This window comes from Intestinimonas massiliensis (ex Afouda et al. 2020), assembly GCF_001244995.1.
Classification (GTDB): domain Bacteria; phylum Bacillota; class Clostridia; order Oscillospirales; family Oscillospiraceae; genus Intestinimonas; species Intestinimonas massiliensis.
This window is the reverse complement of the sequence record NZ_LN869529.1, coordinates 240,746-266,140: the sequence shown is the minus strand read 5'-3', so window position 1 is coordinate 266,140 and position 25,395 is coordinate 240,746. Positions and strand designations below refer to the sequence as shown.

General features: G+C 65.3%; 29 protein-coding genes. 9 read left to right on the top strand and 20 right to left on the bottom strand.

Annotated features, from left to right (window positions below; translation table 11 throughout):
• Positions 1-7 precede the first annotated feature (7 nt).
• The 4 genes from BN2154_RS05430 to BN2154_RS05415 are packed head-to-tail and all read right to left on the bottom strand — an operon-like array spanning position 8 to position 3,072.
• The gene (locus tag BN2154_RS05430; RefSeq protein ID WP_050617860.1) at positions 8-700 is read right to left on the bottom strand and encodes a response regulator transcription factor; all 693 of its coding nucleotides are present in this window, start codon (positions 698-700) and stop codon (positions 8-10) included.
• 1 nt (position 701) lies between these two features.
• Complete coding sequence (locus BN2154_RS05425; RefSeq protein WP_050617859.1) at positions 702-1,025, bottom strand: DUF983 domain-containing protein; 324 nt, start codon at positions 1,023-1,025, stop codon at positions 702-704.
• A gap of 14 nt (positions 1,026-1,039) precedes the next feature.
• Positions 1,040-2,668: an Rqc2 family fibronectin-binding protein gene (locus tag BN2154_RS05420; RefSeq protein ID WP_050617858.1), complete on the bottom strand. Its 1,629-nt coding sequence runs from the start codon at positions 2,666-2,668 to the stop codon at positions 1,040-1,042.
• Between the two features lie 2 nt (positions 2,669-2,670).
• Positions 2,671-3,072, bottom strand: coding sequence for a Mini-ribonuclease 3 (locus BN2154_RS05415; protein WP_050617857.1), 402 nt, complete (start codon positions 3,070-3,072; stop codon positions 2,671-2,673).
• 89 nt (positions 3,073-3,161) lie between these two features.
• Here BN2154_RS05415 and BN2154_RS05410 point away from each other — a divergent pair, with 89 nt between their 5' ends.
• Entirely contained in the window at positions 3,162-3,782 is a 621-nt protein-coding gene (locus tag BN2154_RS05410; RefSeq protein ID WP_050617856.1) for a superoxide dismutase, read from the top strand.
• 49 nt (positions 3,783-3,831) lie between these two features.
• Here the strand turns inward: BN2154_RS05410 and BN2154_RS05405 are convergent, their stop codons facing one another.
• From BN2154_RS05405 to BN2154_RS05385, 5 genes are all read right to left on the bottom strand, one after another.
• A complete protein-coding gene (locus BN2154_RS05405; RefSeq protein ID WP_050617855.1) occupies positions 3,832-4,344 on the bottom strand; it encodes a hypothetical protein in 513 nt (170 codons plus the stop codon).
• Positions 4,344-4,745, bottom strand: coding sequence for a DUF4430 domain-containing protein (locus tag BN2154_RS05400; RefSeq protein ID WP_050617854.1), 402 nt, complete (start codon positions 4,743-4,745; stop codon positions 4,344-4,346). The genes BN2154_RS05405 and BN2154_RS05400 overlap by 1 nt, the downstream gene beginning before the upstream one ends.
• A gap of 98 nt (positions 4,746-4,843) precedes the next feature.
• Entirely contained in the window at positions 4,844-5,098 is a 255-nt protein-coding gene (locus tag BN2154_RS05395; RefSeq protein ID WP_050617853.1) for a spore coat protein, read from the bottom strand.
• A gap of 15 nt (positions 5,099-5,113) precedes the next feature.
• Complete coding sequence (locus BN2154_RS05390; RefSeq protein ID WP_050617852.1) at positions 5,114-5,299, bottom strand: hypothetical protein; 186 nt, start codon at positions 5,297-5,299, stop codon at positions 5,114-5,116.
• A gap of 60 nt (positions 5,300-5,359) precedes the next feature.
• Positions 5,360-5,905 carry a hypothetical protein gene (locus BN2154_RS05385; protein WP_050617851.1) on the bottom strand — a complete coding sequence of 182 codons (546 nt, stop codon included), beginning with the start codon at positions 5,903-5,905 and terminating at the stop codon, positions 5,360-5,362.
• 252 nt (positions 5,906-6,157) lie between these two features.
• Here BN2154_RS05385 and BN2154_RS05380 point away from each other — a divergent pair, with 252 nt between their 5' ends.
• The 5 genes from BN2154_RS05380 to BN2154_RS05365 all read left to right on the top strand — a co-directional run bounded on the left by BN2154_RS05380 (position 6,158) and on the right by BN2154_RS05365 (position 9,613).
• The gene (locus BN2154_RS05380; protein ID WP_050617850.1) at positions 6,158-6,829 is read left to right on the top strand and encodes a hypothetical protein; all 672 of its coding nucleotides are present in this window, start codon (positions 6,158-6,160) and stop codon (positions 6,827-6,829) included.
• A 45-nt stretch (positions 6,830-6,874) separates the two neighbouring features.
• Positions 6,875-7,015 carry a hypothetical protein gene (locus BN2154_RS16005; RefSeq protein ID WP_195892314.1) on the top strand — a complete coding sequence of 47 codons (141 nt, stop codon included), beginning with the start codon at positions 6,875-6,877 and terminating at the stop codon, positions 7,013-7,015.
• A 119-nt stretch (positions 7,016-7,134) separates the two neighbouring features.
• Positions 7,135-8,463, top strand: coding sequence for an HD-GYP domain-containing protein (locus tag BN2154_RS05375; protein WP_094762373.1), 1,329 nt, complete (start codon positions 7,135-7,137; stop codon positions 8,461-8,463).
• 12 nt (positions 8,464-8,475) lie between these two features.
• Complete coding sequence (locus BN2154_RS05370; RefSeq protein ID WP_050617848.1) at positions 8,476-9,045, top strand: DUF5317 domain-containing protein; 570 nt, start codon at positions 8,476-8,478, stop codon at positions 9,043-9,045.
• A 136-nt stretch (positions 9,046-9,181) separates the two neighbouring features.
• Positions 9,182-9,613 carry an RrF2 family transcriptional regulator gene (locus tag BN2154_RS05365; protein ID WP_050617847.1) on the top strand — a complete coding sequence of 144 codons (432 nt, stop codon included), beginning with the start codon at positions 9,182-9,184 and terminating at the stop codon, positions 9,611-9,613.
• Between the two features lie 61 nt (positions 9,614-9,674).
• On the opposite strand, the gene BN2154_RS05360 is transcribed toward BN2154_RS05365, so the two are convergent.
• The 6 genes from BN2154_RS05360 to BN2154_RS05335 form a co-directional block, all read right to left on the bottom strand.
• Positions 9,675-10,217, bottom strand: coding sequence for a hypothetical protein (locus tag BN2154_RS05360; RefSeq protein WP_050617846.1), 543 nt, complete (start codon positions 10,215-10,217; stop codon positions 9,675-9,677).
• Between the two features lie 58 nt (positions 10,218-10,275).
• Entirely contained in the window at positions 10,276-10,641 is a 366-nt protein-coding gene (locus BN2154_RS05355; RefSeq protein ID WP_050617845.1) for a type II toxin-antitoxin system PemK/MazF family toxin, read from the bottom strand.
• Positions 10,642-10,842: 201 nt separating this feature from the next.
• Entirely contained in the window at positions 10,843-11,967 is a 1,125-nt protein-coding gene (gene alr, locus BN2154_RS05350; protein WP_050617844.1) for an alanine racemase, read from the bottom strand.
• A 6-nt stretch (positions 11,968-11,973) separates the two neighbouring features.
• Positions 11,974-12,588: a hypothetical protein gene (locus BN2154_RS05345; protein WP_242853772.1), complete on the bottom strand. Its 615-nt coding sequence runs from the start codon at positions 12,586-12,588 to the stop codon at positions 11,974-11,976.
• A 24-nt stretch (positions 12,589-12,612) separates the two neighbouring features.
• The gene (locus BN2154_RS05340) at positions 12,613-14,142 is read right to left on the bottom strand and encodes a bifunctional ADP-dependent NAD(P)H-hydrate dehydratase/NAD(P)H-hydrate epimerase (RefSeq protein WP_050617842.1); all 1,530 of its coding nucleotides are present in this window, start codon (positions 14,140-14,142) and stop codon (positions 12,613-12,615) included.
• 13 nt (positions 14,143-14,155) lie between these two features.
• A complete protein-coding gene (locus BN2154_RS05335) occupies positions 14,156-15,541 on the bottom strand; it encodes an MATE family efflux transporter (protein WP_050619552.1) in 1,386 nt (461 codons plus the stop codon).
• Between the two features lie 399 nt (positions 15,542-15,940).
• Here BN2154_RS05335 and pheS point away from each other — a divergent pair, with 399 nt between their 5' ends.
• The 3 genes from pheS (at position 15,941) to BN2154_RS05320 (ending at position 20,073) form a co-directional block, all read left to right on the top strand.
• Complete coding sequence (gene pheS / locus BN2154_RS05330; protein ID WP_050617841.1) at positions 15,941-16,966, top strand: phenylalanine--tRNA ligase subunit alpha; 1,026 nt, start codon at positions 15,941-15,943, stop codon at positions 16,964-16,966.
• A 21-nt stretch (positions 16,967-16,987) separates the two neighbouring features.
• Complete coding sequence (gene pheT / locus BN2154_RS05325; protein WP_050617840.1) at positions 16,988-19,678, top strand: phenylalanine--tRNA ligase subunit beta; 2,691 nt, start codon at positions 16,988-16,990, stop codon at positions 19,676-19,678.
• Positions 19,679-19,818: 140 nt separating this feature from the next.
• A complete protein-coding gene (locus tag BN2154_RS05320) occupies positions 19,819-20,073 on the top strand; it encodes an IreB family regulatory phosphoprotein (RefSeq protein ID WP_050617839.1) in 255 nt (84 codons plus the stop codon).
• Between the two features lie 60 nt (positions 20,074-20,133).
• On the opposite strand, the gene argF is transcribed toward BN2154_RS05320, so the two are convergent.
• Genes argF through argC form a run of 5 tightly spaced genes read right to left on the bottom strand, consistent with a single transcriptional unit; the run spans position 20,134 to position 25,373 of the window.
• Positions 20,134-21,057, bottom strand: coding sequence for an ornithine carbamoyltransferase (argF, locus tag BN2154_RS05315; protein WP_050617838.1), 924 nt, complete (start codon positions 21,055-21,057; stop codon positions 20,134-20,136).
• A 3-nt stretch (positions 21,058-21,060) separates the two neighbouring features.
• A complete protein-coding gene (locus BN2154_RS05310) occupies positions 21,061-22,242 on the bottom strand; it encodes an aminotransferase class III-fold pyridoxal phosphate-dependent enzyme (protein WP_050617837.1) in 1,182 nt (393 codons plus the stop codon).
• A 9-nt stretch (positions 22,243-22,251) separates the two neighbouring features.
• Complete coding sequence (gene argB, locus BN2154_RS05305; protein ID WP_050617836.1) at positions 22,252-23,106, bottom strand: acetylglutamate kinase; 855 nt, start codon at positions 23,104-23,106, stop codon at positions 22,252-22,254.
• A 30-nt stretch (positions 23,107-23,136) separates the two neighbouring features.
• A complete protein-coding gene (gene argJ / locus BN2154_RS05300; protein WP_050617835.1) occupies positions 23,137-24,399 on the bottom strand; it encodes a bifunctional glutamate N-acetyltransferase/amino-acid acetyltransferase ArgJ in 1,263 nt (420 codons plus the stop codon).
• 32 nt (positions 24,400-24,431) lie between these two features.
• A complete protein-coding gene (gene argC / locus BN2154_RS05295) occupies positions 24,432-25,373 on the bottom strand; it encodes an N-acetyl-gamma-glutamyl-phosphate reductase (protein WP_050617834.1) in 942 nt (313 codons plus the stop codon).
• Positions 25,374-25,395: the final 22 nt, after the last annotated feature.

The window sequence follows — 25,395 nt, the reverse complement described above, 5'->3', positions numbered from 1 at the left end:
AGAATCCTTAAAGTTCGTTCATTTTGAACCCGATGCCCCACACCGTTTTGATATACTCCCGGTCGCTGACCTTTCCCAGCTTGGAGCGCAGGTTGGAGATATGGACGTTGACGGTGTTGTCGTCCCCCATGTACTCCCCGCCCCAGACGTTCTCATAGAGCTGCTCCCGGGTGTAGACCTTTTTGGGGTGGGACAGCAGCAGCGCCAGGATCTCGAACTCCCGGGCGGTGAGGGCCACGTCCTTCCCCCCGGCCGTCACCCGGACGGCCTCCCGGTCCAGAACCAGGTCCCCCAGCCGGAGCACCTCCCCCGCCTCCGCCGGGGCGGAGAACTGCCGGTAACGGCGGAGCTGGGCCTCCACACGGGCCAGCACCTCGGCGTTGTCGAAGGGCTTGGAGATGAAGTCGTCGGCCCCCAGCCGCAGGACGTTGACCCGGTCCTCCAATCCCGCCTTGGCGGAGAGGACCAGGATGGGCATGGTCTTTTTCCGCCGCATCTGGGCGATGAACTCCTCGCCGGTCAGACCGGGGAGCATCAGATCCAGCAGCACCAGGTCGTACTCGTACTGCTCGGCCCACAGCACGGCCTCGCTGCCGGAGAAGGCGGGCCGCACGTCGTAGCCCCCGTCGGTAAGAATGCGGCACAGCAGGCGGTTGATGTCCGGATCGTCCTCCACCACCAGGATGTGATAGGTCGCCATGCTATCGGTTCGCCTCCTCCCGGCGGGCCTCGGCCGCCCGGTTATAGAGATGCAGCCCCGCCGCCACCATACCGGCCCCTACGGCCACCGCGAACAGGACGGCCAGCACGGTAAACACGGGCAGGCTCAGAGGCGCGGGGACCAGATGGTCCATGCCCCAGAATACGCCGCCGATCATCAGCAGAAAGCCGGCGATGTTGGTGGTGGTGGCCAGGGGCGCCCGGCCGGTCCTGAGTTCGTCCCCGCACTTGGGGCACTTGTCCTGCACCGCCTTGAGAGGGCGAAAGGGATTTTCCCGTCCGCAGCTCCAGCAGATCCACTTCATAGTCGTTCCTCCTCTTATTTGACCCGCAGCTTCCTGGCCAGTTCCCCGTCCGGGTCCACATAGGCCGTCTGGTACGTGGTGTAGACCACCATCCCCGGCCGGGCCCCGGCGGGCTTTTTCACATATTTCACCGGGGTGTAGTCCACCGGCACCTTTTTGCCCTCCCGGCCCTGGGAAAACCAGGCAGCCAGTTGGGCGGCCTCGGTGACGCTCTGAAGGTCAGGCTCCTGCCCGTCCGTCCACAGGATGACGTGGGAGCCGTGGATCTTCTGGGTGTGGAACCACAGCTCTCCCTTGCCCGCCTGCCTGGTGGTGAGGGCGTCGTTCTGGGTGTTGTTCTTGCCCACCGAAATCCGCAGCCCCGCCGAGGACCGAAACTCCATGGGCCGGGTCTGCACCTTCAGGTTCCGCTGGCCGGCCTTGCTCCCCTTGCGGAGATAGCCGGTGCCGGTGAGCTCCTGCCGGATCTCCAGCAGGTCCCGCTCCCCCTCGGCCAGCTTGACAGCCTCCCGTACGCTGTCCAGATAGTCCAGCTCCCGCCGGCCCTTCTCGATCTGCTCCGTGAGCACCCGCTCGGCGGTCTTGGCCTTGTTGTATTCCTTGTAATACTTGGCGGCGTTCTGCTGGGGCGTGAGAAGCGGGTCCAGCGGGATGTCCACCTCCCGCCCCTCGGGGTCGTAGTAGTCCGTCAGCCGGGCCGTGCGCATTCCCTTCTCCAGCGCGTACAGGTTGGAGGTAAGGATGTCCCCCAGCTCCCGCTTGCGCTCCCGGTCCTTCGTGGCCGCCAGCTCCAGCTCCTGCTGGCCCACCCGGCGGGCGGTGCGATCCCGTATCCGGCCCACCGCCTTCAAAAGCTCCTGCCCCTTCTGCCCGGTGCGCTGGGCGGTCTCCCGGGTGGCGTAAAAGTCCTCCAGCAGCTCGGAAAAGCTGGGATAGGGCCTCGACTCCGTCCCCGGACCGTACTGTAAAATGGGCAGAAAGGTGAAGTCGGCGGCCTTGCCGTCCCGCACCAGCAGAGTGGGAACATAAGCTCCCCCCACAGCCCGTGAGAGCTGCTCCAGCTTCTTCTCCAGGGGCAGGTCCTTCACGCTCTCCACCCCGCCCCGGAAGGCCAGCTCCCGCTCGATGAGGGGGGACAGGCCGGGCCGGGGCTCCGGCAACCGGTAGAACAGGCCGGGCAGCACCTGCCGCTGGGCGGACATGTCGGCGTCCACCCGGCGCATGCAGTCCACGATGCGCCCCTCGGCGTCCAACAGGATGAGGTTGGCCCGGCGGCTCATGGCCTCCAGCACCAGGGTGCGGGGCACCCGGTCCCCCAGCTCGTCGATGACCTCCAGCCGGAGCAGGACGATGCGCTCCAGCTCCGGCTGCTCGATGGCCAGAATGCGCCCGCCGGTGAGATGCTTGCGCAGGAGCATACAGAACATGGGGGGCTGGGCCGGGTTCTCCCGGGGCAGCCGGGTCAGGTGGAGCCGGGGGGCCGTGGGGCTGCCGGCGAGGAGCAGCTTTACGTTCTCCCCCGCCCGGATGTTGAGGATCACCTCATCCCGGGTGGGCTGGTAGATTTTGTCCACCTTGCCCCCCACCAGGGTCTTTTTCAGTTCTTCCACCACTGCCGTCAGGCAGATCGCGTCCAAAGGCATGTTCAGTCCCCCATCATGGTCGAAAATAGCGCGTTAAGCCGCTCCGTCCTTCCCTGGAGGTACAGCCAGCCGAACAAAGCCTCCAGGGCGGTGGCGGTCTGGTACTCCTCCCGGCTGGCCGCCTTGGGGATGGAGTGGGGGCTGGCGTTGCGCCCCCGGCGGAAGACGTCCCCCTCCTCCTCCGACAGGAGCGGCAGGATCTTCTCCGCCATGGCGGCCTGGGCGGGAGCGGCCACAAAGTGGACGGTGGCCCGGTGCAGGCCTTTGGAGGTGGCCTTGCCGCGCAGGCACAGCCAGGAGCGGACCATCACCTCAAAGACCGCGTCTCCCAGGTGGGCCAGACCCAGATTGCTGATGGCCCGGATATGGTCGGGCGCAGCATCCAGATGAAAATAATCTGTCATGGTATTTTCTCCTGCAAAATAGAAATCATATGAATATCAGTATACCGCAAACCACGCCAAAACACAATCATTCGAAAGGAGCCCTCTCTATGCCGTATCCCTTCACCCTTCGTCCCCTGCCCTACAGCTATGAGGCCCTGTGCCCCGAAATCAGCGACACCACCCTCCACTTCCACCACGACAAGCATCTGCAGACCTATGTGGACAATCTAAACAAGGCCCTGGCCGACTGCGCTCCGTGCCAGCGCATGACCCTGGAGGAGCTGCTCCAGAACCTGGACGCCCTGCCCGCGGACAAGCGCATCCCCGTGCGCAACAACGGCGGCGGGGTATACAACCACTACCTGTATTTCGACTGCATGGCCCCCCGGAGCGGCTCCCGCCCCTCCGGCGCGCTGGCCCGGGCCATGGACACCGCCTTCGGCTCCTACGAGGACTGGAAAACCCGGATGAAGGCCGCCGCCGTGGGGCAGTTCGGCTCGGGCTACGCCTGGCTGGTCTGCGACTCCTCCCGCTGCGTGTCGGTGGTCCAGACCGCCAACCAGGACTGTCCCCTGTCCAAGGGGCAGTACCCCCTTCTGTGCGTGGACGTGTGGGAGCACGCCTACTATCTGGGCTACCAAAACCGCCGGGCGGATTACGTGGACGCCTGGTTCAGCCTCATCAACTGGCCCTTTGTCGAAAGCCGCTATGACGGCTGCTGCAAATGAAAGCATCCGCGGCGCGCCGGGTATCCTCCGGCGCGCCGCGGACCATTTTTCACGGGGGAAACACTTTGGCACAAAGGGTGGCCAGCACCCTCCGGCAGGGCTGGAACAGCACCAGGGCGATGGCGAAGTTCCCCGCCCCGTGGAGCAGGTCGAAGGGGATGCCCGCCACCCAGGTGGCGGCGAACATCCGCCATCCCCCCACGGGCAGGTACACCAGAGCGCACAGGGCTCCGAAGGCCAGGCCGAAGGCGCCGGAAAGGACGGCCCAGCCCACCCGGGATTCCATACCCCGCAGCAGCCAGGCCAGTACGGCCAGCACGGCCCAGACGTACAGGTAGCTCAGGACCCAGGTGCTGACGCCCCAGATGAGGGCCTCCAGCACCACGAACACCGCGATGGGATAGGCGGCCCGCCGCCCCAGCACCGCGGTGTAGACCATCACCAGCAGCGACACCGGTTCGATGTTGGGCAGCAGGGCCATGGCAACCTGCAAGACCACCAGCAGGGCCCCCAGCAGCCCCAGCACCACAATGCCCCTGGCCCCCAGACGCCCCCGTTCCATCACCAGCTCCCCTTGGTCAGCGTCAGCTCATAGCGCTCCCCGTCGGCGATGGGGGTCAGGTCGGCCCCGTTGAGGGTGATCTCCCCGTCCTTGGACAGGCTCCAGTAGGTCCGGTCGGCGTCGGAGGCGGTCTCCCCGTCCACCGTCTGGATATACAGGCCGTAGGGCCCGTTTTCTCCCTCCACGCCCAGCTCCTCACTGGACAGCAGGGCGGGGCCCAGGTACGTCTCGTCGGTGTGGAGCTCCGCCGTCCTGATGCTGCCGTCCCCGTGGATTACCTCCACAGTGACGGTCTTGGCTCCGGCCATCGGCTGGGGCCGGGCAAAGTAGTAGACCGCCGCCAGCAGCGCGGCCGCCGCCAGCAGGATCAAGACGCCGATCCGGGCTTTTTGGTTTTTCATCCGGTTCGTTCCCTCCCTCTCGGTTTTTCCTCAGTTTATCACAGTTCCCCGCTCTATGACAAGAGGGCCGCGCACTGCGCGGCCCTCTTGTGGCTTTTTTACTGGGGCTTCTGGTTCTGGAACTTGGTCTGGGCCTGCTGGACCTTGCTGGCGGGGGCGGGCTCCACCTGATACCAGCCCTTGGCCTGGGCCTTCTGGAACAGCTCGCTCTGGGTCACGTGGCCCTGATTGAGCATGCGCAGAAAATCGTCCCGCAGCTTGGTATTCACGCATTCGGAAGCATAGGTGTCGTAGTTGGCGGACATCTTCTTCTCCGTGAAGATAAGGTCTGTGACGTGCTCCTGATCGTTCATGTGGGCGTTTCCTCCTTAGTTCAGATAGGTCAGCAGGCAGTCGTAGTTCTGCTTGTGCTGCTGGGCATACTGCTGGAAGCAGGATTTCAGTTCCTGATCGGTGCACTCCTGCTCCGCCGCCTGGTATTTACAGTACAGGACCTTTTCAAAGCCCAACTGATCCTCCAGAGCGGACAGCTCCTTGCCGGTGAGATTGACCATCTTGGATCACACTCCTTTTTGAGATTGCGGTCCTAGTATCCCACGGCGGCTGGCATTTATTCACTTCCCCGGCATGAGGGGAGCCCCATCGGCGTCAAAGGAAAATAGGCAGAACAGGCCCTCGTCCCACTGCTTGAGCCGGGAGAAGCAGAACAGGGGCAGCAGGGGAAATTCCCGGTCGAAGGCAAAGGGGCACGCCATGGTCCACCGCTCCCCCTCCCGGCGGACCAGAACCCGGTCCAGCCCCGCCGCCGCCGAACGGATGCATCGGTCCCGAAAGGCCTCTCCGTTCGGCCGCTCCCAGTTCCAGCCGGCGGGCGGCCCGTCGTTATGGAAGGAGAAGGTGAGCTCCGCCGTCCCGCCGGTCACCGGCCATGTCCCCTGCCGGCGCAGGGCGTCGGCTGTAAAGGTCCGCTCCGCTGCCAGCCGGCCGCCGGGCTCCGGCACCAGCGTACCCAGCAAAGCCCGTCCGTTCCGCCCGCTCAGCCAGACCTTGTAGAGCCCCCGGCCATCGTCCGGCAGCTCGGCCCGGGCCCACAGCCGCGGCCCCTCCTCCCGCAGGGTCAGGCTGCCAAGCCCCCCCGCCAGCGCGATCCGCTGTTCCAATTCATCGCCCTCCTCTCCCCGCTCCGGCACTTTCACTGCTATTCTATGCCACACCCCGGCCCCAATGCGCGGGGAATCCCAAAATTTGCATTGGGAATTCCTTCATTATGGAAACTTAATTTGCTTTTCCCTTGCTTTGCCCCGTCGGATTCTGTATAATAGAGTCTATTGAAAAAAGCTCCTGATTTTTCCTCCCATCGCTGCCGCGGTGGGTCCTCCCATTCTATCTCCTGCGGGAAAGGAGTCCAGCCCATGAGCGAACCGCACAGCAATACTGCCACGGAATCCTGGAAGGCCCTCGTCACCCGTCTGCCCGGCGTGCTGGGGGCCGAATTCACTCTGGAGAACGGGACCGTTCGCGAGGTCCATATTCTCTCCGACCAGTCCCGCAGCCCCAAGCAGATTGTCCGGGACGTGCAGTCGGCTATGCTGGCCAAGTTTCAAGTGGAGCTGGACCATCGGATCGTCAGCGTGGCCCAGATTCCGGGCTCGGCGGTACACCGTCCCTCCCGGCGCCTGCGCTGCGAGCAGTTGGAGCTCTCCACCAGCCGGGAGGGGGCCAGCGCCTCGGTCCATCTGCTGGCGGACGGGAAGCGCTATGTGGGTCGGGCCGGCTGCGACCTTTCGGTGGGCGGACGGTGGCGCGCCATCGCCCAGGCCACCGTGTCGGCTCTGAACCAACTGCTGGCCCCCGGCTTCGTCTTCTCTCTGGACGAGGTCCGGCGCACGGCCATGGGGGAACACCAGGCCGTGCTTGTGGGGCTTCTCCTCAAAAGCGGCGGCAAGGCCGAGCCCCTGCTGGGTGCCTGCTACGAGGGGGAGGACCCCAATTTCTCGGTGGCGCTGGCCACCTTGGACGCCGTCAACCGGCGGCTGTCCGCCCTTCCTTCTCCGGAGGAGCACGAGGAGGTCCAGACTCCCTGACCTCCCGCATCAACTGAGCGAAGCGGATATAGCCTGTCTTAGCGGATGGCAGAGTACTGTCACGAGGAGGCTGTATTCGATGAAAAAGGCGAAGATCATGATGGCCCTCACCGCGCTGGCTTCTATGCTGGCTACCTGCGGCGCATTCTTCAAGATCCGTTGAAAGCGTTGAAGCCCAAGCTCTGAGGTGCGGGCAGCCGGCGACGGCCGGCTGCCCGCTTTCCCCTTCGCCCTTCCATAGCTCCCGCGTTCTGTCTCGAGTACCGCGGTCGATCCCACGGCCCCCACGATCATTGGAGGTTTTTATGCAGCCGGTTACAAAAAGATATATGGCGCTGCTCTCCATCGTCGGAATCGGCGTCGGTATCTATGTGGTCTGGTCCTGGCTTTTCCGTCAGAGGCAGAACTGGAGCCCCCATGAGCTGGGGGTGCTGGTGGTGCTGACGGTGCTGTGCATCCTCTGCCGATGTCTGCCCCTCTATGTCCGGGACGACTGCACCATTGATATGTCCTTTATCAGCATTCTGGCCGTGGTCCTCCTGCTGGGGCCGGAGGCCGCTGTGGCCATCATCTTCCTTACTACCCCTCTGGAGGTCATACCCACCGAGGACGGCAAGGGCTTTTATCATATTTTTAACACCGCCCCCAGCAAGCTCCTGTTCAACACCGCCAACCTGAATCTGTCCATGGCGGCGGCGGGCGTGGTCTATCATGCCGTGGGCGGCGTGCCCGGCACCATCACCTTCCCCTCCGTACTGGCCCCCGGCATCCTCTATATCGTCTGCGCCGTGGGCCTCAACGCTGTGTTCGTGGCCTTTCTCTACTATCTGGAGTACCGGGCGGCCTTCTTCGTCACCTTCGGTCAGATGGCCATCGGCATGGTCCCCAGTCTGCTGTGCAGCGCCACGCTGGGCTATTTTCTGGCCATGCTGCTGTCTATGCCCACCTTCTGGCCCGCTATCCTCTTTGTCCTGCCGCTGCTGATGACCCGGTTCTCCTTCCGGCTCTATCTCTCCGCCCAGAAGCAGCAATACAACATCATCCGGGCCTTTGCCACCGCGCTGGAGGCCAAAGACACCTATACCGAGGGCCACTCCTCCCGGGTGTCCCTGTACTCCGTCCGGATCGCCCAGAAAATGGGGCTGTCCGGCGCCCGGGTCCGCCGGCTGGAGACCGCCGCCATCTTCCACGACATCGGCAAGATCGGCGTACCCGACTCGATCCTGGGCAAGCCCGGCATGCTCACCCCGGAGGAACGGGCCGTCATCCAGCGCCACCCCGCCACCGGCGTATCCATTCTCCAGAACATGGACACCTATGAGGACATCATCCCTCTGGTGCTCCACCACCATGAGTTTTTTGACGGCCGGGGCTATCCCGACGGCACCTCCGGCGACGATCTGCCGCTGGAGACCTACATTCTGGGTGCAGCGGACGCCTACGACGCCATCACCAGCGACCGCCCCTACCGGAAAGGCCGCACCCCCGTGGAGGCCGCCCGCATTCTGCGGGCGGAGGCCGGCAGGCAGTTCCACCCCGAGGTGGCCCGGGTGGTGGCCAAGATGGCCGAGGCCGGCGAGCTGGCTCCCGACGGCGAAGCGGCGGCCGAAGCCGGCGCGGCCGTCCAGGTCTGAGGAGGCGCGCCGATGCTGATGCTCTCCGTGATCCTCGCCCTGCTCCTGGGCTGGTGCACCGGCGGCCGGCTCTCCCGCTTCGAGGAGGCGTACCTCCGGCTGCTTCCCCTGCCCGTCCTAGCCTTCGCCTGCCAGCAGGCCATGAACGCTCTGGCAGGCCGTATCTCCCTGCCCTTTGAGGCCTGGGCCTGGCTGCCGCTGCTGCTCTCCTATGGGCTCATCTTCCTCTTTTTGTGGCAAAACCGGCATCTGAAAAAAACCTGCCTCCTGGTGGGGGCCGGCGGAGCGTGCAATCTGGCGGTCATCGCCGCCAACGGCTGGAGGATGCCCGTGGCCTCCTGGGCCGCGGCGCTGCTCTCCGAGCAGGGGGCGGCCGCCCTGCTGGCCGGGGAGATTCCCATGTACCGCGCCGCCGACGCGTCCACCCGGCTGTTGTTTTTAGGTGACATCCTCTACTGCCCCCTGCCGCTGTTCGGCGGTCTGGCCAGCCTGGGCGACATTCTGCTGGCTGCGGGCGTCTTTTTCTGCCTGATGGCCTGTATGCGGCCTTCCCGCCTGCCCATGTGGCTTACAACCGGATAATCCTCGCTGTGACAGGAGCCCCGCATGGGGCTCCTGCTGTATGTTCCGGGGAGCGAAAATTTTTGCAGCAGCCCCGTTGATTTCCTATTTACCTGGCTATATAATGGGTTTATATAAGAAAGGGAGGGCGATCCACATGATGATCTCGACCAAGGGGCGCTATGCCCTGCGCGTTATGGTGGACATGGCGGAGCACCAGGCCGAGGGCTATCTCCCTCTGAAGGAGATCGCGGAGCGGCAGGATATCTCGGAAAAATACCTGGAGAGCATCCTCAAGGTCCTGGTCAAGCACAAGTTCCTGACCGGCCTGCGGGGCAAGGGGGGCGGATACCGCCTGACCAGAGTGCCGGAGCAGTATACGGTGGGCAGCATCCTGCGTCTGACGGAGGGCAGTCTGGCACCGGTGGCCTGCCTGGAGCAGGAGCCCATCGAATGCCCCCGCATGGCCCAGTGCCGCACCCTGCCCATGTGGCGGAAGCTGGACGGCCTGATCCAGGACTTCTTCGACGGCATCACGCTGGCCGACCTGGCGGCCTCCACCCAGCCGGGAAACGACTACGTAATCTGAACGGTCCACACGCCAAAACACCCGGGACAGATGTCCCGGGTGTTTTTCCGCTCCATTCCATTCAGGTTAGGGTATAGCTCCCCCGGACCAGCACGGTGAGGTCGGTGACGGCCTTCAGGCCCCTGCCTTCGGCCGTGGTGAGATAGAGGTGGTTGGGCTCCACCGCCCCGCCGGAGGCCAGGGTGCCGCCGCCGGTGGTATCGATGAGCCCCGGGGCCGAGGCCGCCACCGCAGTGGCCGAGCCGGAGCGCAGCAGGAACTCGAAGCCGGTGGCGCCGGTGAGCTGCCGACCCGCCGCCACATTCACCACCGTAAAGGCGGAGGAGGTCCCCGCCGTGCCCGTCCCAGCCGAGCCGGACAGCTTCTGCTCCATGTCCCGCTCGTACCGGGCGATGGAGGCGTCCAGCCGGTCCACCAGCGCCTGCTCCCGCTGGTCCAGTCTGGCATCTACGTCGGAGAGAATCTGGGGCGCCGTCACTTCGTTTATGTAGCTCATGGTCACCAGCGGGTCGGTCTGGGTCCCCTGGGACGCCCCCAGAAACACCGCCGCCGCTCCCACCGCCAGCACAGCCGCCAAAATACGTCTGGTCCTGCTTTTTCTCATCCGTAAAACCTCCTAGGTCAAAAAGGGGGAGGGCCGCCGTTCGGGCGGCCCCCACGCTTCAGATCAACTGCTCCGGATGGAGCCCAAAGCTCACCGCGATGGCCGAGTCCACCTGGTGCATCAGCTTGTCGTCCAGCTTGCCCATTTTTTCGCGCAGCCGCTTCTTATCCAGGGTCCGGATCTGCTCCAGCAGGACCACCGAGTCCTTGGGCAGACCATAGCTCCGGGCGGACAGCTCGATGTGGGTGGGGAGCTTCGCCTTGCCGGTCTGTGAGGTGATGGCTGCCGCGATGACGGTGGGACTGTGCCGGTTCCCGGTGTCATTCTGTACGATGAGCACCGGGCGTACCCCGCCCTGCTCGCTGCCCACCACCGGGCTCAGATCGGCATAAAAGATATCTCCGCGCTTCACGCTGTTGTCCACTCATGCTCACACTCCGCTGGAAGATAGTCACCAACGTCACAGGGAGGGCAAGCCCTATGTAACGCGGTCACTATGATTCTCCCACGGGGCGGCGGGATTTATACACATCCCTTCAAATATCAGGAAGAGTTTTCGCCCCCGCCGCCGCTCCTGCGGGACTCCCCCGTGCCATTCTATGCGCGGAGCGCGGAGGCCGCCACCTCAGTCCAGATAGACCCGGGGTACCCGGGGCGACACGTCGCAGAGCAGCTCGTACTGGATGGTTCCGGCCCGGTCGGCTCCGTCCTCCACGGGGGCGGCGTCACCGTAGAGCACCGCCTCGTCCCCGGGGATAACGCCGGGGATGTCGGTAACGTCCACCATGGTCAGGTCCATGCATACCCGGCCCACCACCGGGGCCTTTTTCCCCCGGATGGCCACCGGCTGGCCGTTGGAAAACAGGCGGAAATAGCCGTCGCCGTAGCCCACCGGCAGCACCGCCAGGCGGCTGTCCCGCGCCAAGGTGGCGGTCCGGCCGTAGCTGACGCAGGTCCCGGCGGGCAGGTCCCGCACCGCCGCCACCCGGGTCTTGAGTGTCATCACCGGCAGGAGCGGGCAGGTGTACTCCATGCCCGGGGCCGGATAGTGGCCGTACAGGGCGATGCCGGGGCGGACCATATCCAGATGGGTACAGGGATAGTTTAACATAGCGGCGCTGGCCGCGCAATGACGGATTTCAAAGGTCACCCCCCGGGCGGACAGCTTGTCCAGCAGGTCCAGGAACCGGGTGAACTGGCGCATGGTGTATGCCTCGCAGCCGTCGGCGTCGGAGAAGTGAGTGAAGATGCCCTCCACCCGCAGCCCCGGCAGGGCGCACAGCGCGGCAATCTCCCCGGCGGCATGGTCCAGATGGGCCTCGTCACAGAGGAAGCCCAGCCGGGACATGCCAGTGTCCGCCTTCACATGGATGGTAAGCGTTCGGCCCGCCGCCACCGCCGCGGCGGACAGGGCCCGGCCGGTCTCCAGGTCCCCCACCGCCTGGGCGGCGTCCCACGCCAGCAGCTCCCCGGCGTACCGGGGCAGGGTGACGCCCAGGATCAGGATGGGGGCGCGGACCCCGGCCTGCCGCAGCTCGGCGGCCTCCTCCAGGCAGGCCACCGCCAGGTAGTCCGCCCCCCACTCCTCCAGCTTTTGGGCCACGGGGACCGCCCCGTGGCCGTAGGCGTTGGCTTTCACCACACCCACGAATCGGCATCCCGGGGCGAGCTGCTCCCGCAGGGCGGTGTAGTTGTGCTTCAGGCGGCCCAGGTCGATCTCCGCCCACGTTCTCATCTGTGCGTCACTCATATCGGTCTATCCTTCCTGTTGTGTGGCCGGCTCCATGGTAAACTGGGTAAACCGGCACAGGATCACCCGGGCCCCGTCCACCGAGATCTCTCCCTGCACCAGGCCGTGGGTATCCAAATCGAACCACACCGCCGTCTCCACGCCGGCGCCCGGGGCCTGCTCCGGGTCCCGGCAGCAGATCCGCAGGGTGGCCGTCTCATCCAGGTCCTCCCGGCCCACCTCGGCGATGAAGCCCGTCTGGACGGCGTTCAGTAGGGCCGGCAGGGCGCTCACCGGGGAGAGCCCCTGGCCGTCCAGCTCCCCCGTCTCCAGGCTGGCCCCGTCGTATTCCAGGGTGGCCGCGCCGTCCTTGAGCCGGGCCGTCACTCCCGCGATGTCCTCCGGCGCGGTGACGGTCAGCACCGTCTCCCCGCCCTTCGTATACTGCAGTTCCAGCGTAAACACATACACCCGCTGGCCGTAGTCGGCGGTGATCTCCGCCGTGGCGGCGCAGGTCGCCATGCCCAGGTACTCCGCTCGGATGTCCAGGGCCAGCTCCTCGTCTCCCCTGCCCCCGCTCCCGCCGCCGCAGGCGGCCAGCAGCAGGCAGAGGGTCATCATTGGTGCGCACAGTCTCTTCATGCGCACGGGCTACGTCCTCCCCTTCTAAAAGTGTCTGAGGGCCGCGGGCAGCTTCTCCACCAGATCCATGGGGGTCATGCCGTACTCCCCCCGCTCCTCCGCCGCCAGGTCCCCGGCCAGGCCATGGTACAGCACCGCCGCCGGGACCGCCTGCTCCGGCGCCAGCCCCTGGCCCAGCAGAGACAGGATCACCCCCGCCAGCGCGTCCCCGCTGCCCCCCTTGGCCATGCCCGGGTTGCCGGTGGTGTTGACGAAGGCCCTCCCGTCCGGGAAGGCGGTGATGGTACGGTGCCCCTTCAGGACCAGGATACAGCCGTGGGCCCCGGCAAAGTCCCGGGCCGTCCGCAGCCGGTCCGCCCCGGGCATTGCCCCGGTCAGGCGGGCAAACTCCCCGTCGTGGGGGGTGAGCACGGTCAGCCGGCCCGTCCCCGCCCGGGCGTCCAACCTATCTATATGCCCGGAAACGGCGTTTAGACCGTCGGCGTCCAGCACCACGGGGCACGCCGCCCCCTCCAGCACCGCCGCCGTCAAAGCGGCGGCTCCCGCGCCGCGGCCCAGGCCGGGCCCCACCAGGGCAGCGCTCTTCCCCGCCAGGTCGGTGCGCACCTGGGCCAGAGCCCCGGCGGAGAGGCCCCCTTCCCCGTCGGCGGGCAGGGGCTTGGGCATGACTTCGTCACACTTGACGGCCACGATGGGATAGATGTCCTCCGGCACCGCCAGGGTGACCAGACCCGCCCCCGACCGCAGCGCCCCTCGGGCCGCCAGTACCGGCGCGCCGGTGTAGCCCCGGCTGCCCGCCAGGATATAGTCCCTGCCGTAGTCCCCCTTGTGGCTGTCCCGCCGCCGGCGGGGCAGGGGCAGGTCCCCGGGGCCCATCGCCCAAACCGGCTTGGGCACGGCGGCGGTCAGGTCCTCCGGGATACCGATGGAGACCACGGACAGCCTGCCGCAGAGGGCGCCTCCCTCTCCCAGATAGTGGCCCGGCTTGGCCGCCGTGAAGGTGACGGTGACCGCCGCCTCTGCCGCGGCGCCCAGCACCGCACCGGTGTCGGTCTCCACCCCGCTGGGCAGGTCCACCGCCAGGGTCGGGGCGGGGCTGGCGTTCATCCGCTCGATGGCGGTGCGGAAGGCCCCGGTCACCGGTCGGGTCAGGCCGATGCCGAAGAGGGCGTCCACCAGCACCCCGGCCCCCATGGCCCAGGCCGTCTGCTCCGGGTCGGCGGGATCGAAGGCCTCCAGCACGCCGCCGGCGGCCCCCAGGCGGCGCTCCATCTCCGCGGTATCGGCGGTGAGCTTGTCCCGCCCTCCCACCAGAAAGCACCGGACCGAAATTCCCCGCTCCAGCAGGAACCGGGCGGCGGCCACGCCGTCGCCACCGTTGTTGCCGCTGCCGCAGAAGACGGCGGCCCTCCGATTCTCACCTGCCAGAGCGGCCGCCTCTTCCGCCACCGCCCGGGCGGCGGCCTCCATCAGCCGCGTGGAGGGGATTCCCCGCTCCCCGATGGCGGAGCGGTCCAGCTCCCGCATCTCCCGTGCGCTGGAGATCCATTGCATACCATGCGCCTCCTTATGAAGTGGGCTCCGCGGCGGCCTGCACCGCGTCCATAGGGGTGAAGCTCACCCGGCGGAACAGCAGGGCGCCCACGATGAGGATGATAAAGTTGCTGAGGACCATGGCGTACCAGATGCCCGTACTGCCCACGTTGGTAAAAAGCTTGAACAGGAGGATGAGGGGCAAGCGGATGATCCACAGCCGTGCGGTGGCCATGAGGAAGGAAAACCGGGTGTTCCCGGAGCCGTTGAACACACCCAGATAGTTTTGGAACAGAGACATGAGCGGCTGGGTGAGCAGCACCCAGAACATATACTCCCAAGCGGCGGCCTGGGTGGCAGAGTCGTTGGTCAGGGCGGTCACCAGCACCCCCCGCAGGGGGAAGAGCAGCAGGCTCCCGGCGATGGAGACGAGCAGCCCCACATTCCGGCTGACCAGATAGGCCCGCCGGGCCCGCTCCCCGTTGCCCGCGCCGATGTTCTGCCCCACGTAGGCCGCCAGCACCGAGCCCATGGCCAGCACCGGCATGAGCAGCAGGTTGGACACCTTGTTGCCGATGCTGAAGGCGGCGGTGACGTGGTCGCCGTAACTGAGGATGACGGCCTGCAGCACCAGAAAGCCCAGAGAGCTGAGGGCCTGGCTGGCCGCCGCCGGGGCGGCCACGGCGGTGAGCCGCCGGAACAGGGGCCACTGCAGCCGCAGGTGGCGTCTGTCCAGGAAGAGCGCCTGCCGCCGGTCGAACAGCAGATACAGGCAGACGGGCACGATGACGGCGTTGCCCGCCGCGGTGGCCAGGCCCGCGCCGAACACCCCCAGCCCCAGGACGCGCACATGGACGGCGGTGAGGACGATGTTGAGCATTACGGCGCTCACCGAGAGCACCACCGGGGTCACCGTGTCCCCCTGGGCCTGGCGGATGGCCTGGAATGCGGCAAAAATGAAGGTAAATGTCAGTTCAAAGGAGCGCACCCGCAGATAGGACACGCTGCACGCCAGCACATCCCCGGACGCTCCCATCAGAGCCATGACCCCCGGCGCAGCCAGATACAGCAGCAGGTTGAGGACGGCCCCCAGCACCACCGACACCAGGAGCAGCACCCCGGCGTTATCCCGGGCCCGCTCCCGCTCTCCGGCACCCAAAAGCTGGCTGACCACCGCCACCCCCGCCACGCCGAAGCCCGCCTGGAAGGAGGCGAAGATATTCAGCAGGGGCCAGGACAGCGAAACGCCCGCCTGGGCGGCCACGGAGTTGGCGATCTGGCCGATGAAATAGGTGTCCACCAGCTCGTTGAAGGCCTTCATAAAGTTGGCCCCGAACACCGGCAGAGCCAGAATCAGAAAGGCCTTGTACAAATTGGGCTCCCGGAGCAGCAGCTCCGTCCGGTCACGCCTTTGTTTCACCGAATCCACTCGTTTCTTCTCAGAATGTACCCGTCCATTATAATGCGGAACACGTCCCGCCGCAAGCCATGAACATTCAATTTCATCTTGCAATTTTCCGGCCGATGTGGTATAAATGCAAGATAGAAACGCTGAGAACGGGAAAATAGCGCACAGTTCGTCAGGCAGAGAGGGACGGTCACCGGCTGAAAGCCGCCCCATGAGGAACGCGCTTGGTTCGCCCGGGAGCGGCCGCGGGGAAAGACGCGGACGGGTTCCATCCGTTATGGTGGTTGAAGTGTCTGCGCCCGGGACCGGGGCGTGGAAATGCGGGTGGTACCGCGGAAGGCTTGCCTTTCGTCCCTCTTTGGGGATGGGGGGCATTTTTTGTTGCTTATCTTACGCAAAGGAGCTGCGAATATGAAGGAAACACTGGAACAAATCCGGCGCGAGGCCCTCGCCGCCCTCAGTGAGACCAAGACGGCGGCCGACCTGGAGGCCCTGCGAGTCCGGTATCTGGGCAAAAAGGGTGAGCTCACCGCTCTGCTCAAGCAGATGGGCAGGCTCTCGGCCGAGGAGCGCCCCGTCATGGGTCAACTGGCCAACGAGGTGCGCGAGGCCCTCACCGAGGCCCTGGCCCGGCAGCAGAAGGTGCTGGAGGCCGCCGCCCTCCACGCCCGGCTGGAGGCGGAGACTCTGGACGTCACCATCCCCGGCAAACCCGTCGAGGTGGGCCACAAGCACCCCATGTATACCGTTCTGGACGAGATCAAGGACATTTTCATCGGCATGGGCTTCGATATTCTGGACGGCCCCGAGATCGAACAGGCCGAGTATAACTTCACCAAGCTCAACGCCCCGGAGGATCACCCCTCCCGGGACTGGACCGACACCTTCTATCTGACTGAGGACTCCTCCGTCCTGCTGCGGAGCCAGACCTCCCCCATGCAGATCCGGGCCATGGAGACCCGCGAGCTGCCCATCCGCATCATCTCCCCCGGCCGGGTGTACCGCAAGGACGAGGTGGACGCCACCCACTCCCCTATGTTCCACCAGATCGAGGGTCTGGTGGTGGACAAGGGCATCACCATGGCCGACCTGAAGGGCACCCTGAACACCGTCATCCGGCAGATCTACGGCCCCGACACCCAGACCCGCTTCCGTCCCCATCACTTCCCCTTCACCGAGCCCTCCTGTGAGGTGGACATCCAGTGCCACAAGTGCGGCGGCAAGGGCTGCCCCACCTGTAAGGGCGAGGGCTGGATCGAGGTGCTGGGCGCCGGCATGGTCCACCCCAAGGTGCTGCGCAACTGCAACGTGGACCCCGACGTGTACTCCGGCTTCGCCTTCGGCTTCGGTCTGGAGCGGCTGGCCCTGGGCCAGTTCAAGATCAGCGACATGCGCCTGATCTTTGAAAACGATGTCCGGTTCCTCAGCCAGTTTTAAGTGAAAGGAGAGTGTTGAACCATGCAGTTGTCCCGTAAATGGCTGAACGAATTTGTTGCGATTGATGCAAACGACCACGACTTTTCCGAGGCTATGACGCTCTCCGGCTCCAAGGTGGAGTCCGTGGCGGACCTGAGCCAGGAGCTGAAAAACGTGGTGGCGGGCCGCATCCTCCGGATGGACCGCCATCCCGATTCCGACCACATGTGGGTCTGCCAGTTGGATGTGGGCCAGGACGAGCCCGTCCAGATCGTCACCGGCGCGTGGAACATCCACGTGGGTGACCTGGTCCCCGTGGCCCGGCACAAATCCCTGCTCCCCGGCGGGGTCAAGATCGAAAAGGGCAAGCTGCGGGGGGTGCCCTCCAATGGGATGCTCTGCTCCCTGAAGGAGCTCAACCTCACCGCCGCCCACGACTATCCCTACGCCGTCATCCGGGCCGCCGCCCTGCTGAACGACTACAAGCCCCTGGACCCGGCCAAGCCCTCCATCCCGGCGGACGCGGCCCCCGGACACAAGATGTTCGGCAAGGTCATTGCCGCCCAGGTCGCCGCCATCGAGGGCGACGGCTTTACCTATACCGTCCGCCTCAACACCGGCGACGGTGAGGCGGAGGCCGTAACCGGCTGCCAGAACATCCACGCGGGCGATTGGGTGGCCTATGACACCGCCAAGGGCCACATCTGCACCCTGGCCGACCTCCACGCCGACCAGAAGGAATTCCCCCACTGCATCGAGGACGGTATCTGGGTCCTCCACGAGCAGGGCGTGCAGCCCGGCGACGACATGGCCGCCGTCATCGGCTACGACGACCACGTGGTGGAGTTCGAGATCACCCCCAACCGTCCCGACTGCCTGTCCGTCATCGGCCTGGCCCGGGAGGCTGCCGCCACCTTCGGCAAGGAGCTGAAGCTCCATACCCCCGAAATCAAGGGCTGCGGCGGCTCCATCGCCGAGCTGGTGGATATTGACATTGAGGACGGGGACCTCTGTCCCCGGTACACCGCCCGCATGGTGAAAAATGTAAAGATTAAGCCCTCCCCCGCCTGGATGCGGGAGCGGCTGCGCAACTCCGGCGTGCGGCCCATCAACAACATCGTGGACATCACCAACTACGTCATGCTGGAGTATGGCCAGCCTATGCACGCCTTTGACTTCTCCTGTGTGGAAGGCGGGCACATCGTCGTCCGCACCGCTCGGGAGGGGGAGGCCATCCAGACCCTGGACGGCAAGGACCACGCCCTGACCACATCCATGCTGTGCATCTGTGACGAGCACCGGCCGGTATGTGTGGCCGGCGTCATGGGCGGCGCCAACTCCGAGATCGTGGGCGACACCGCCATGGTCCTGTTTGAGTCGGCCAACTTCAACGGCGCCTCCGTCCGCCGCACCGCCACCGCCCTGGGGATGCGCACCGACGCCTCATCCCGGTATGAAAAGGGTCTGGACCCCATGAACACCATGAAGGCCGTCCAGCGGGCCTGCGAGCTGGTGGAGCTGCTGGAAGCCGGCGAGGTGGTGGACGGCGTGCTGGACGTGATCGCCAGGGACGCCGCCCCCGTCACCGTAAAGCTGGAGCCGGAGAAGATCAACGCCCTGCTGGGCACCGACGTGTCCGAGGCGGAGATGCGCCGCATCCTGCTGTCCCTGGGCTTCGGCCTGGAGGGAGACACCATCCTGGTCCCCTCCTGGCGCAGCGACGTGGAGCACTACTCCGACATCGCGGAGGAGGTGGCCCGGTTCTACGGCTACAACAAGATCCCCAACACCCTCATGCGGGGGGCCACCGTCCGGGGCGGCTACACCCCGGAGCAGCAGGCCGAGCGCACCGCCGGGCTGCTGTGCCGCACGGCCGGGTACGATGAAATCATCACCTATTCCTTCATCAGCCCCGCGTATTACGATAAGATCGACCTGCCCGCCGATTCCCCCCTGCGCACCTCCATGCGCATCCTGAACCCCCTGGGAGAGGACACCTCCATCATGCGCACCACCACCCTGCCCTCCATGCTGGAGATCCTGGCCCGGAACTACAACTTCCGCAACAAGTCCGCCAAGCTCTACGAGCTGGGCAGGACCTACTTCGCCAAAAACGACGGCTCCGGCATGGCCGACGAGCCCAAGGTCCTCTCGCTGGGCGCCTACGGCGCCGACATGGACTTCTTTGCCCTGAAGGGGGCGGTGGAGGCCGTGCTGGCCGGGCTGCGCATTCCCAGCGTCCGCTTCGCGGCCGAGAAGGAGAACCCCTCCTACCACCCCGGCCGCTGCGCGAAGGTTTACAGCGGCAGCACGCTGCTGGGCGTGCTGGGGCAGATCCACCCCCATGTGGCCGCCAACTATGGCGTGGACTGCCCGCTCTACGCCGCCGAGCTCGCCTTCGGCGCTCTCTACCGGAGTATGGGCCCCCTGCCCGTCTATCAGCCTCTGCCCAAGTTCCCTGCGGTGGCCCGGGATATCGCGGTGGTCTGCGGCAAGGACGTCCCCGTGGGCGAGCTGGCCGACTGCATCCGCCGGGGGGCCAAGGGCCTGCTGAAGGACGTGGCTCTGTTCGACATCTACACCGGCCCCGGCATCCCCGAGGACAAAAAGAGCGTGGCCTTCAACCTGACCCTCCGTTCCGACGAGCGCAGCCTCACCGCCGCCGAGGCGGACGAGGACGTCAAGAGCATCTTGGCGCTGCTGCAAACCGAGCTGGGCGCGACGCTGCGCTGAGGCAGGCTGCCGCACGGCTGGAGGAATATTTCGTCCCAAAATGGGCATCTTAATTCTTCATAAATTTTGTGTGCGGCCTCTTTACACCACCGGCAAATTCAGTTACAATAGGGAAAACGGCACAGGGAGGTGTTTCCGACATGCAGGAACAATTGGACTTCACCAGAAAGTTCAGCTTGAATCAGGACCGTGGCGACGAAATCAAGGCCATTTTGACCTCGGTTTACAACTCGCTTCAGGAGAAGGGCTATAACCCCATCAACCAAATCGTCGGTTACATCCTCTCCGAGGACCCCACCTATATCACCAACTATAACAACGCACGCTCCCTCATCCGCAAGCTGGACCGGGACGAGCTGCTTCAGGAGCTGGTGAAAAAGTATCTGGCCGGCTGAATTGTCGTCAAAAAGAGCTGGAAGGCATCGCCTTCCAGCTCTTTTTCTTGTCTGTGAAAGTCAGTTTTTCTCTCCCATCAGCAGGAACATGACCGCCTTCTGGGCGTGGAGCCGGTTCTCCGCCTCGTCGAAGATCTCCCCGGCGTGGGCCTCGAACACCTCCGCCGTGATCTCCTCCCCCCGGTGGGCGGGCAGACAGTGCTGCACCATGGCGCCGGGGTGGGCCACAGCCATCAGCGCTTCGTTGACCTGATAGACGCCGCCGAAGGCGGCCTCCCGCTTGGCCTTCTCCCCCTCCTGGCCCATGGAGGCCCATACGTCGGTGATGATCACGTCGGCGTCTTTGGCGGCCTGCTTCGGGTCGCGGCACAGGGCAAACCCGGCGCCGGTGACGGTCTTGGCAAAGTCCAGCACCCGGGGGTCGGGATCATAGCCCGCAGGACAGGCCACGGACACGTCCATACCGCACTTCAGGCCGCCCACGATCAGAGAGTTTGCCATGTTATTGCCGTCCCCGATAAAGCACAGCTTCAGCCCCTCCAGCCGGGTCATCTTTTCCCGGATGGTCATCAGGTCGGCCAGCACCTGGCAGGGGTGTGCAAAGTCGGTCAGGCCGTTGATGACGGGGATGGAGGCGTACTTGGCCAGCTCCTCCACCTCGTCCTGACCGTAGGTGCGGATCATGATGCCGTCGCAGTAGCGGGAGAGCACCCGGGCGGTGTCCTCGATGGGCTCGCCCCGGCCGATCTGGCTCTCCTTGCCGGAGAGGAACAAGGCGTGGCCGCCGAGCTGGTACATCCCCACCTCGAAGGACACCCGGGTCCGGGTGGAGTTTTTTTCAAAGATCATGGCCAGAGTCTTGCCCTGGAGATAGTTGTGGGTCAGGCCGTGCTTCTGGTTGTACTTCATCTGGTCGGCCACGTTGAGGATCTTGGTGATGTCCTCCCGGGTCAGGTCCAGCAGCTTGAGCAAATCCTTCTTCATTTCTCACACCTCTTTCAGGGTCTTTTCCAAAATCTCCAGTCCCTTGTCCATCTCCGCCTGGGTGATGGTCAGCGGGGGCAGGAAGCGCAGGGCGGGGCCGGCGGTGAGCACCAGCAGGCCGTTTTCGATGAGCTTGGCGGCCAGCTCCTTGTTGGTCTTGTCCCCCTTGACCTCCACACCGATCATCAGGCCCAGGCCGCGGGTGGCCCCCAGACAGGGCAGGGCCATGGATGCGATAGCATTGCGGATATACCGGCCCTTGTCAGTAGCGGCGGAGATGGTATCCTCGTCCAGCACGTCCAGCACCGCCAGGGCCGCCGCGGCGCACACCGGATTGCCCCCGAAGGTGGAGCCGTGGGTGCCCGGCCCCAGCACGTCCCGGCACTTGTCGCTGGCCAGGAAGCCGCCCATGGGCAGGCCCCCGGCGATCCCCTTGGCAAAAGACACCGCGTCGGGCAGGATGCCGTACTGCTGGTAGCAGAACAGGGTGCCGGTGCGGCCAATGCCGGTCTGGACCTCGTCGATGAGCAGCAGCCAATCCCGCTCGGCGCACAGCACCGCCAGATCGTGGACAAAACCCTGGTCCAGCGGGTAGACGCCGCTCTCCCCCTGGACCAGCTCCATCAGGACGGCGCACACGTCATGTCCCGCCACCTCGCTCACCCCATCCATGGTGGGGGCGGCGTAGCGGAAGCCGTCGGGAAAGGGGAAGAAATAGTTGTGGAACACCTCCTGGCCGGTGGCGGCCAAGGTGTTCAGCGTCCGGCCGTGGAAGGACTGCTTTAGGGTCAGAACGGTGCCCCGGCCCTTGCCGTACTTGTCAAAGCTGTACTTCCGGGCCAGCTTGATGAGCCCCTCGTTGCCCTCCGCGCCGGAGTTGCCGAAAAACACGTTGGACATGCCCGCGCGCTGGCACAGCACCTTGGCCAGCCGGGCGCAGGGCTCGGTGTAGAACAGATTGGAGATATGCCCCAGCTTCATGGCCTGCTCCATGATGGCCTCCGTCCACCTGGGATGGGCGCAGCCGATGGAGTTGACCCCGATGCCGCTGGAAAAGTCGATGTAGCTCCGGCCCAGGGCGTCGTACAAGGTGGCGTTCTCCCCGTGGTCCACATCCACCGGGAAGCGGCCGTAGGTATGCATCACATACTGGTCGTCCAGAGCCTTGAGTTCCTGAAAATCCATGGTTTCACCTCACAGCAGCATGGTGCCGATGCCGGAATCGGACAGCAGCTCGATCAAAATGGAGTGGGGGATGCGCCCGTCCAGGATAATGGTGTTCTTCACGCCGGAGCGCACGGCCTCCACGCAGCAGTCCACCTTGGGGATCATCCCCCCCTGGATCACCCCGTCCTTCACCAGGCCGGGGACCTGGGACAGCCCCACCTCGGGGATGAGGGTGTCCTCATCCTTGGGGTCCCGGAGCAGGCCCCGCACGTCGGTGAGCAGGATCAGCTTCTCAGCGTGGAGGGCTACCGCCAGCTTGGCGGCGGCGGTGTCGGCGTTGATGTTGTAGGCGGTCTCCCCGTCTACTCCCTGGGCCACGGTAGAGACCACGGGAATATAGCCCACCGCCAGGGCGTCGTTGACGACGGCGGGGTCTACCTGGACCACCTCGCCCACCAGACCGTATTTCTCATCCAGCTTCCTGGCCTGGAACAGCCCAGCGTCCATGCCGCACAGGCCCAGGGCCCGGCCCCCCATGCGGTTGAGGGTGGCCACCAGATCCTTGTTCACCTTGCCGCACAGCACCTGCTGCACCACATCCATGGTCTCCTGGTCCGTGTAGCGCAGGCCGTCCACGAATTCGGACGGCTTGCCCAGGCGCTTGAGCATATCGGTGATCTCGGGGCCGCCGCCGTGGACCACCACCACCCGGATGCCCACCAGGTGGAGCAGGATAATGTCGCTGATGACGGCCCGGCGCAGCTCCTCCGAGATCATGGCGTTGCCGCCGTATTTGACCACGATGGTCTTGCCGTAGTATTTCTGGATATAGGGCAGCGCCTCGGCCAGCACCTGGGCGCGCTCCACGTGGGAACTGGACATGTAACAGGACTCCTTTGTCTGACAGTGGGATCAGGTGCGGTAATCACCGTTGATTTTCACATATTCATAGGTCAGGTCGCAGCCCCAGCAGGTGGCCTGGTGCTCCCCCTCGTGGAGGTCCACCTCGATGACCACCTCGTCCTGACTGAGGATGCTCTTGGCCTGATCTTCGTCGAAATCCAGGCCCGCCCCTTGCCGGCAGACGGTCACCTCGCCTACCACGGAGCGGAAGGTGACATCCACGAACTCAGGGCGGAAGGGGGCCTTGGAGTAACCCATGGCGCACAGGACCCGGCCCCAGTTGGCGTCGGCGCCGAACATGGCGGCCTTCACCAGGGAGGAGCCCACCACCGCCTTGGCCAGGCGCTCGGCGCTCTCCTCGCTGCGGGCATCCATTACCGTACAGGTCACCAGACGAGAGGCCCCTTCACCGTCGGCGGCGATGCTGCGGGCCAGCTCGGTACAGATCTCGCTAAGGGCCTTGGAAAACACGGTGTAGTTGTCGTCCTTCCACTCGATGAGGGGATTTTCCGCCATGCCATTGGCCAGGATGACGCACATATCGTTGGTGGAGGTGTCCCCGTCCACGGTGACCCGGTTGAAGGTGCGGGGCACGATATCATGGAGGGCATCCTGGAGCATTTCCTGGGTAATGGCGCAGTCGGTGGTGAGGAAGCACAGCATGGTGCCCATGTTGGGGTGGATCATACCGGAGCCCTTGGCGATGGCGCCGATGGTCACCTTCTGTCCTCCGATGGCCACGGTGACGGCCAGCTCCTTTTTCACCGTGTCGGTGGTCATGATGGCGTTGGCCGCGTCGCCGGAGCCGCTGCGGGACAGGGCGGCAGCGGCGGCGGGGACGCCCTGGGCAATGGCGGCGATGTTCAGGGTTTGGCCGATCACGCCGGTGGATGCCACCACGAAGTCGGCGGCCTTCAGCCCGGTGGCGGCGGCGGCCAGAGCGCACATCTCCTCGGCGTTCTCATGGCTCATGGGGCAGCAGGCGTTGGCGTTGCCCGAATTGGCGATGATGCCCTGGGCCACGCCGTTTTCCAGGTGGTCCATGGTCACATACAGGGGGGCCGCCTTCACCCGGTTGAGGGTATACATGGCGGCGGCGGCGCACTCCTTTTCCGAGACGATGAGGGCCAGGTCCTTTTTCTGGTCCAGCACCTCGGGCCGTCCGCTCTTGGGGGGCTGGTTGCCGTCGCCCTTGCCCTTCTTGACCCCGCAGTGGATGCCGGAGGCCTGAAAGCCCCTGGGTGCGGTCACGCCGCCAGGAATCATTTTCATTGGTCAGCACTCCTTTTTCCGGATGGTTTCTTTCATTCTACCGCCAATCCGGCGGTCTCGTCAAACCCCAGCATCAGATTCATGTTCTGCACGGCGGCGCCGGAGGCCCCCTTGCCCAGATTGTCGAAGCGGGCGGTCAGCATGGTCTGCTCCTCGTGGCCGCACACCGTGATCTCCAGCCGGTCGGACCCGGCCAGGGCATTGGCCGACAGCCGGGGCGTCGTACCGCCGAAGGGGGCCACGCTTACCAGTTTCTGCCCCTCGTAGTAGGCCGAGAGCATGTCGCAGAGGTCCTCCGCCGTGGGGTTTCCCCGTAGCAGGCGGTTGTGCAGGAGCACCGAGGTGGCCATCCCCTGGTAGATATCCCCCAGAATGGGGGAAAAGACCGGGGGAACCTTCAGTCCCGCCACCTTCTGCATCTCGGGCAGATGCTTGTGCTTCAGGCTGAGGCCGTAGATGTTGGGGGCGTCCAGGGACGCAGCCCGGTCCGCCGCCTCGTATTCCGCAATCATCTTCCTGCCGCCGCCGGAGTAGCCGGTGAGAGAGTAGCAGGCCACCGGATAGTCGGGGGGCAGGACCCCCATGGCCACCAGGGGGGCGGCGGTAGACAGAAAGCCGGTGGCGTGACAGCCGGGGTTGGCCACCCGTTTGGCGTGCCGGACCCGCTCCCGCTGGCCAGCCAGCAGCTCGGGGAAGCCGTAGACCCAGCCGGGGGCGGTGCGGTGGGCGGTGGAGGCGTCCACCACCCGGGTGTTCTCGTTTTCGATGAGCGCCACCGCCTCCACGGCGGCGGCGTCTGGCAGGCACAGGAACACCAGATCGGCCGCGTTCAGGAGACGCTTGCGCTCGGCGGTGTCCTTGCGCTTGTCCGGGTCAATGCGCAGCAGCTCGATGTCGTCCCGGGCTCCCAGGCGCTCGTAGATCTGCAGGCCGGTGGTGCCCTCCTGGCCGTCAATGTATAGTTTCGGTTTCATCCTACCACGCTTCCTTTGTCCT

Bases quoted from the DNA above. Each gene is read 5' to 3' on its own strand.
- BN2154_RS05430 (WP_050617860.1), bottom strand. From the start codon at position 700: ATGGCGACCTATCACATCCTGGTGGTGGAGGACGATCCGGACATCAAC.
- BN2154_RS05425 (WP_050617859.1), bottom strand. From the start codon at position 1,025: ATGAAGTGGATCTGCTGGAGCTGCGGACGGGAAAATCCCTTTCGCCCT.
- BN2154_RS05420 (WP_050617858.1), bottom strand. From the start codon at position 2,668: ATGCCTTTGGACGCGATCTGCCTGACGGCAGTGGTGGAAGAACTGAAA.
- BN2154_RS05415 (WP_050617857.1), bottom strand. From the start codon at position 3,072: ATGACAGATTATTTTCATCTGGATGCTGCGCCCGACCATATCCGGGCC.
- BN2154_RS05410 (WP_050617856.1), top strand. From the start codon at position 3,162: ATGCCGTATCCCTTCACCCTTCGTCCCCTGCCCTACAGCTATGAGGCC.
- BN2154_RS05405 (WP_050617855.1), bottom strand. From the start codon at position 4,344: ATGGAACGGGGGCGTCTGGGGGCCAGGGGCATTGTGGTGCTGGGGCTG.
- BN2154_RS05400 (WP_050617854.1), bottom strand. From the start codon at position 4,745: ATGAAAAACCAAAAAGCCCGGATCGGCGTCTTGATCCTGCTGGCGGCG.
- BN2154_RS05395 (WP_050617853.1), bottom strand. From the start codon at position 5,098: ATGAACGATCAGGAGCACGTCACAGACCTTATCTTCACGGAGAAGAAG.
- BN2154_RS05390 (WP_050617852.1), bottom strand. From the start codon at position 5,299: ATGGTCAATCTCACCGGCAAGGAGCTGTCCGCTCTGGAGGATCAGTTG.
- BN2154_RS05380 (WP_050617850.1), top strand. From the start codon at position 6,158: ATGAGCGAACCGCACAGCAATACTGCCACGGAATCCTGGAAGGCCCTC.
- BN2154_RS16005 (WP_195892314.1), top strand. From the start codon at position 6,875: ATGGCAGAGTACTGTCACGAGGAGGCTGTATTCGATGAAAAAGGCGAA.
- BN2154_RS05375 (WP_094762373.1), top strand. From the start codon at position 7,135: ATGCAGCCGGTTACAAAAAGATATATGGCGCTGCTCTCCATCGTCGGA.
- BN2154_RS05370 (WP_050617848.1), top strand. From the start codon at position 8,476: ATGCTGATGCTCTCCGTGATCCTCGCCCTGCTCCTGGGCTGGTGCACC.
- BN2154_RS05365 (WP_050617847.1), top strand. From the start codon at position 9,182: ATGATGATCTCGACCAAGGGGCGCTATGCCCTGCGCGTTATGGTGGAC.
- BN2154_RS05360 (WP_050617846.1), bottom strand. From the start codon at position 10,217: ATGAGAAAAAGCAGGACCAGACGTATTTTGGCGGCTGTGCTGGCGGTG.
- alr (WP_050617844.1), bottom strand. From the start codon at position 11,967: ATGAGTGACGCACAGATGAGAACGTGGGCGGAGATCGACCTGGGCCGC.
- BN2154_RS05345 (WP_242853772.1), bottom strand. From the start codon at position 12,588: ATGAAGAGACTGTGCGCACCAATGATGACCCTCTGCCTGCTGCTGGCC.
- BN2154_RS05340 (WP_050617842.1), bottom strand. From the start codon at position 14,142: ATGCAATGGATCTCCAGCGCACGGGAGATGCGGGAGCTGGACCGCTCC.
- pheS (WP_050617841.1), top strand. From the start codon at position 15,941: ATGAAGGAAACACTGGAACAAATCCGGCGCGAGGCCCTCGCCGCCCTC.
- pheT (WP_050617840.1), top strand. From the start codon at position 16,988: ATGCAGTTGTCCCGTAAATGGCTGAACGAATTTGTTGCGATTGATGCA.
- BN2154_RS05320 (WP_050617839.1), top strand. From the start codon at position 19,819: ATGCAGGAACAATTGGACTTCACCAGAAAGTTCAGCTTGAATCAGGAC.
- argF (WP_050617838.1), bottom strand. From the start codon at position 21,057: ATGAAGAAGGATTTGCTCAAGCTGCTGGACCTGACCCGGGAGGACATC.
- BN2154_RS05310 (WP_050617837.1), bottom strand. From the start codon at position 22,242: ATGGATTTTCAGGAACTCAAGGCTCTGGACGACCAGTATGTGATGCAT.
- argB (WP_050617836.1), bottom strand. From the start codon at position 23,106: ATGTCCAGTTCCCACGTGGAGCGCGCCCAGGTGCTGGCCGAGGCGCTG.
- argJ (WP_050617835.1), bottom strand. From the start codon at position 24,399: ATGAAAATGATTCCTGGCGGCGTGACCGCACCCAGGGGCTTTCAGGCC.
- argC (WP_050617834.1), bottom strand. From the start codon at position 25,373: ATGAAACCGAAACTATACATTGACGGCCAGGAGGGCACCACCGGCCTG.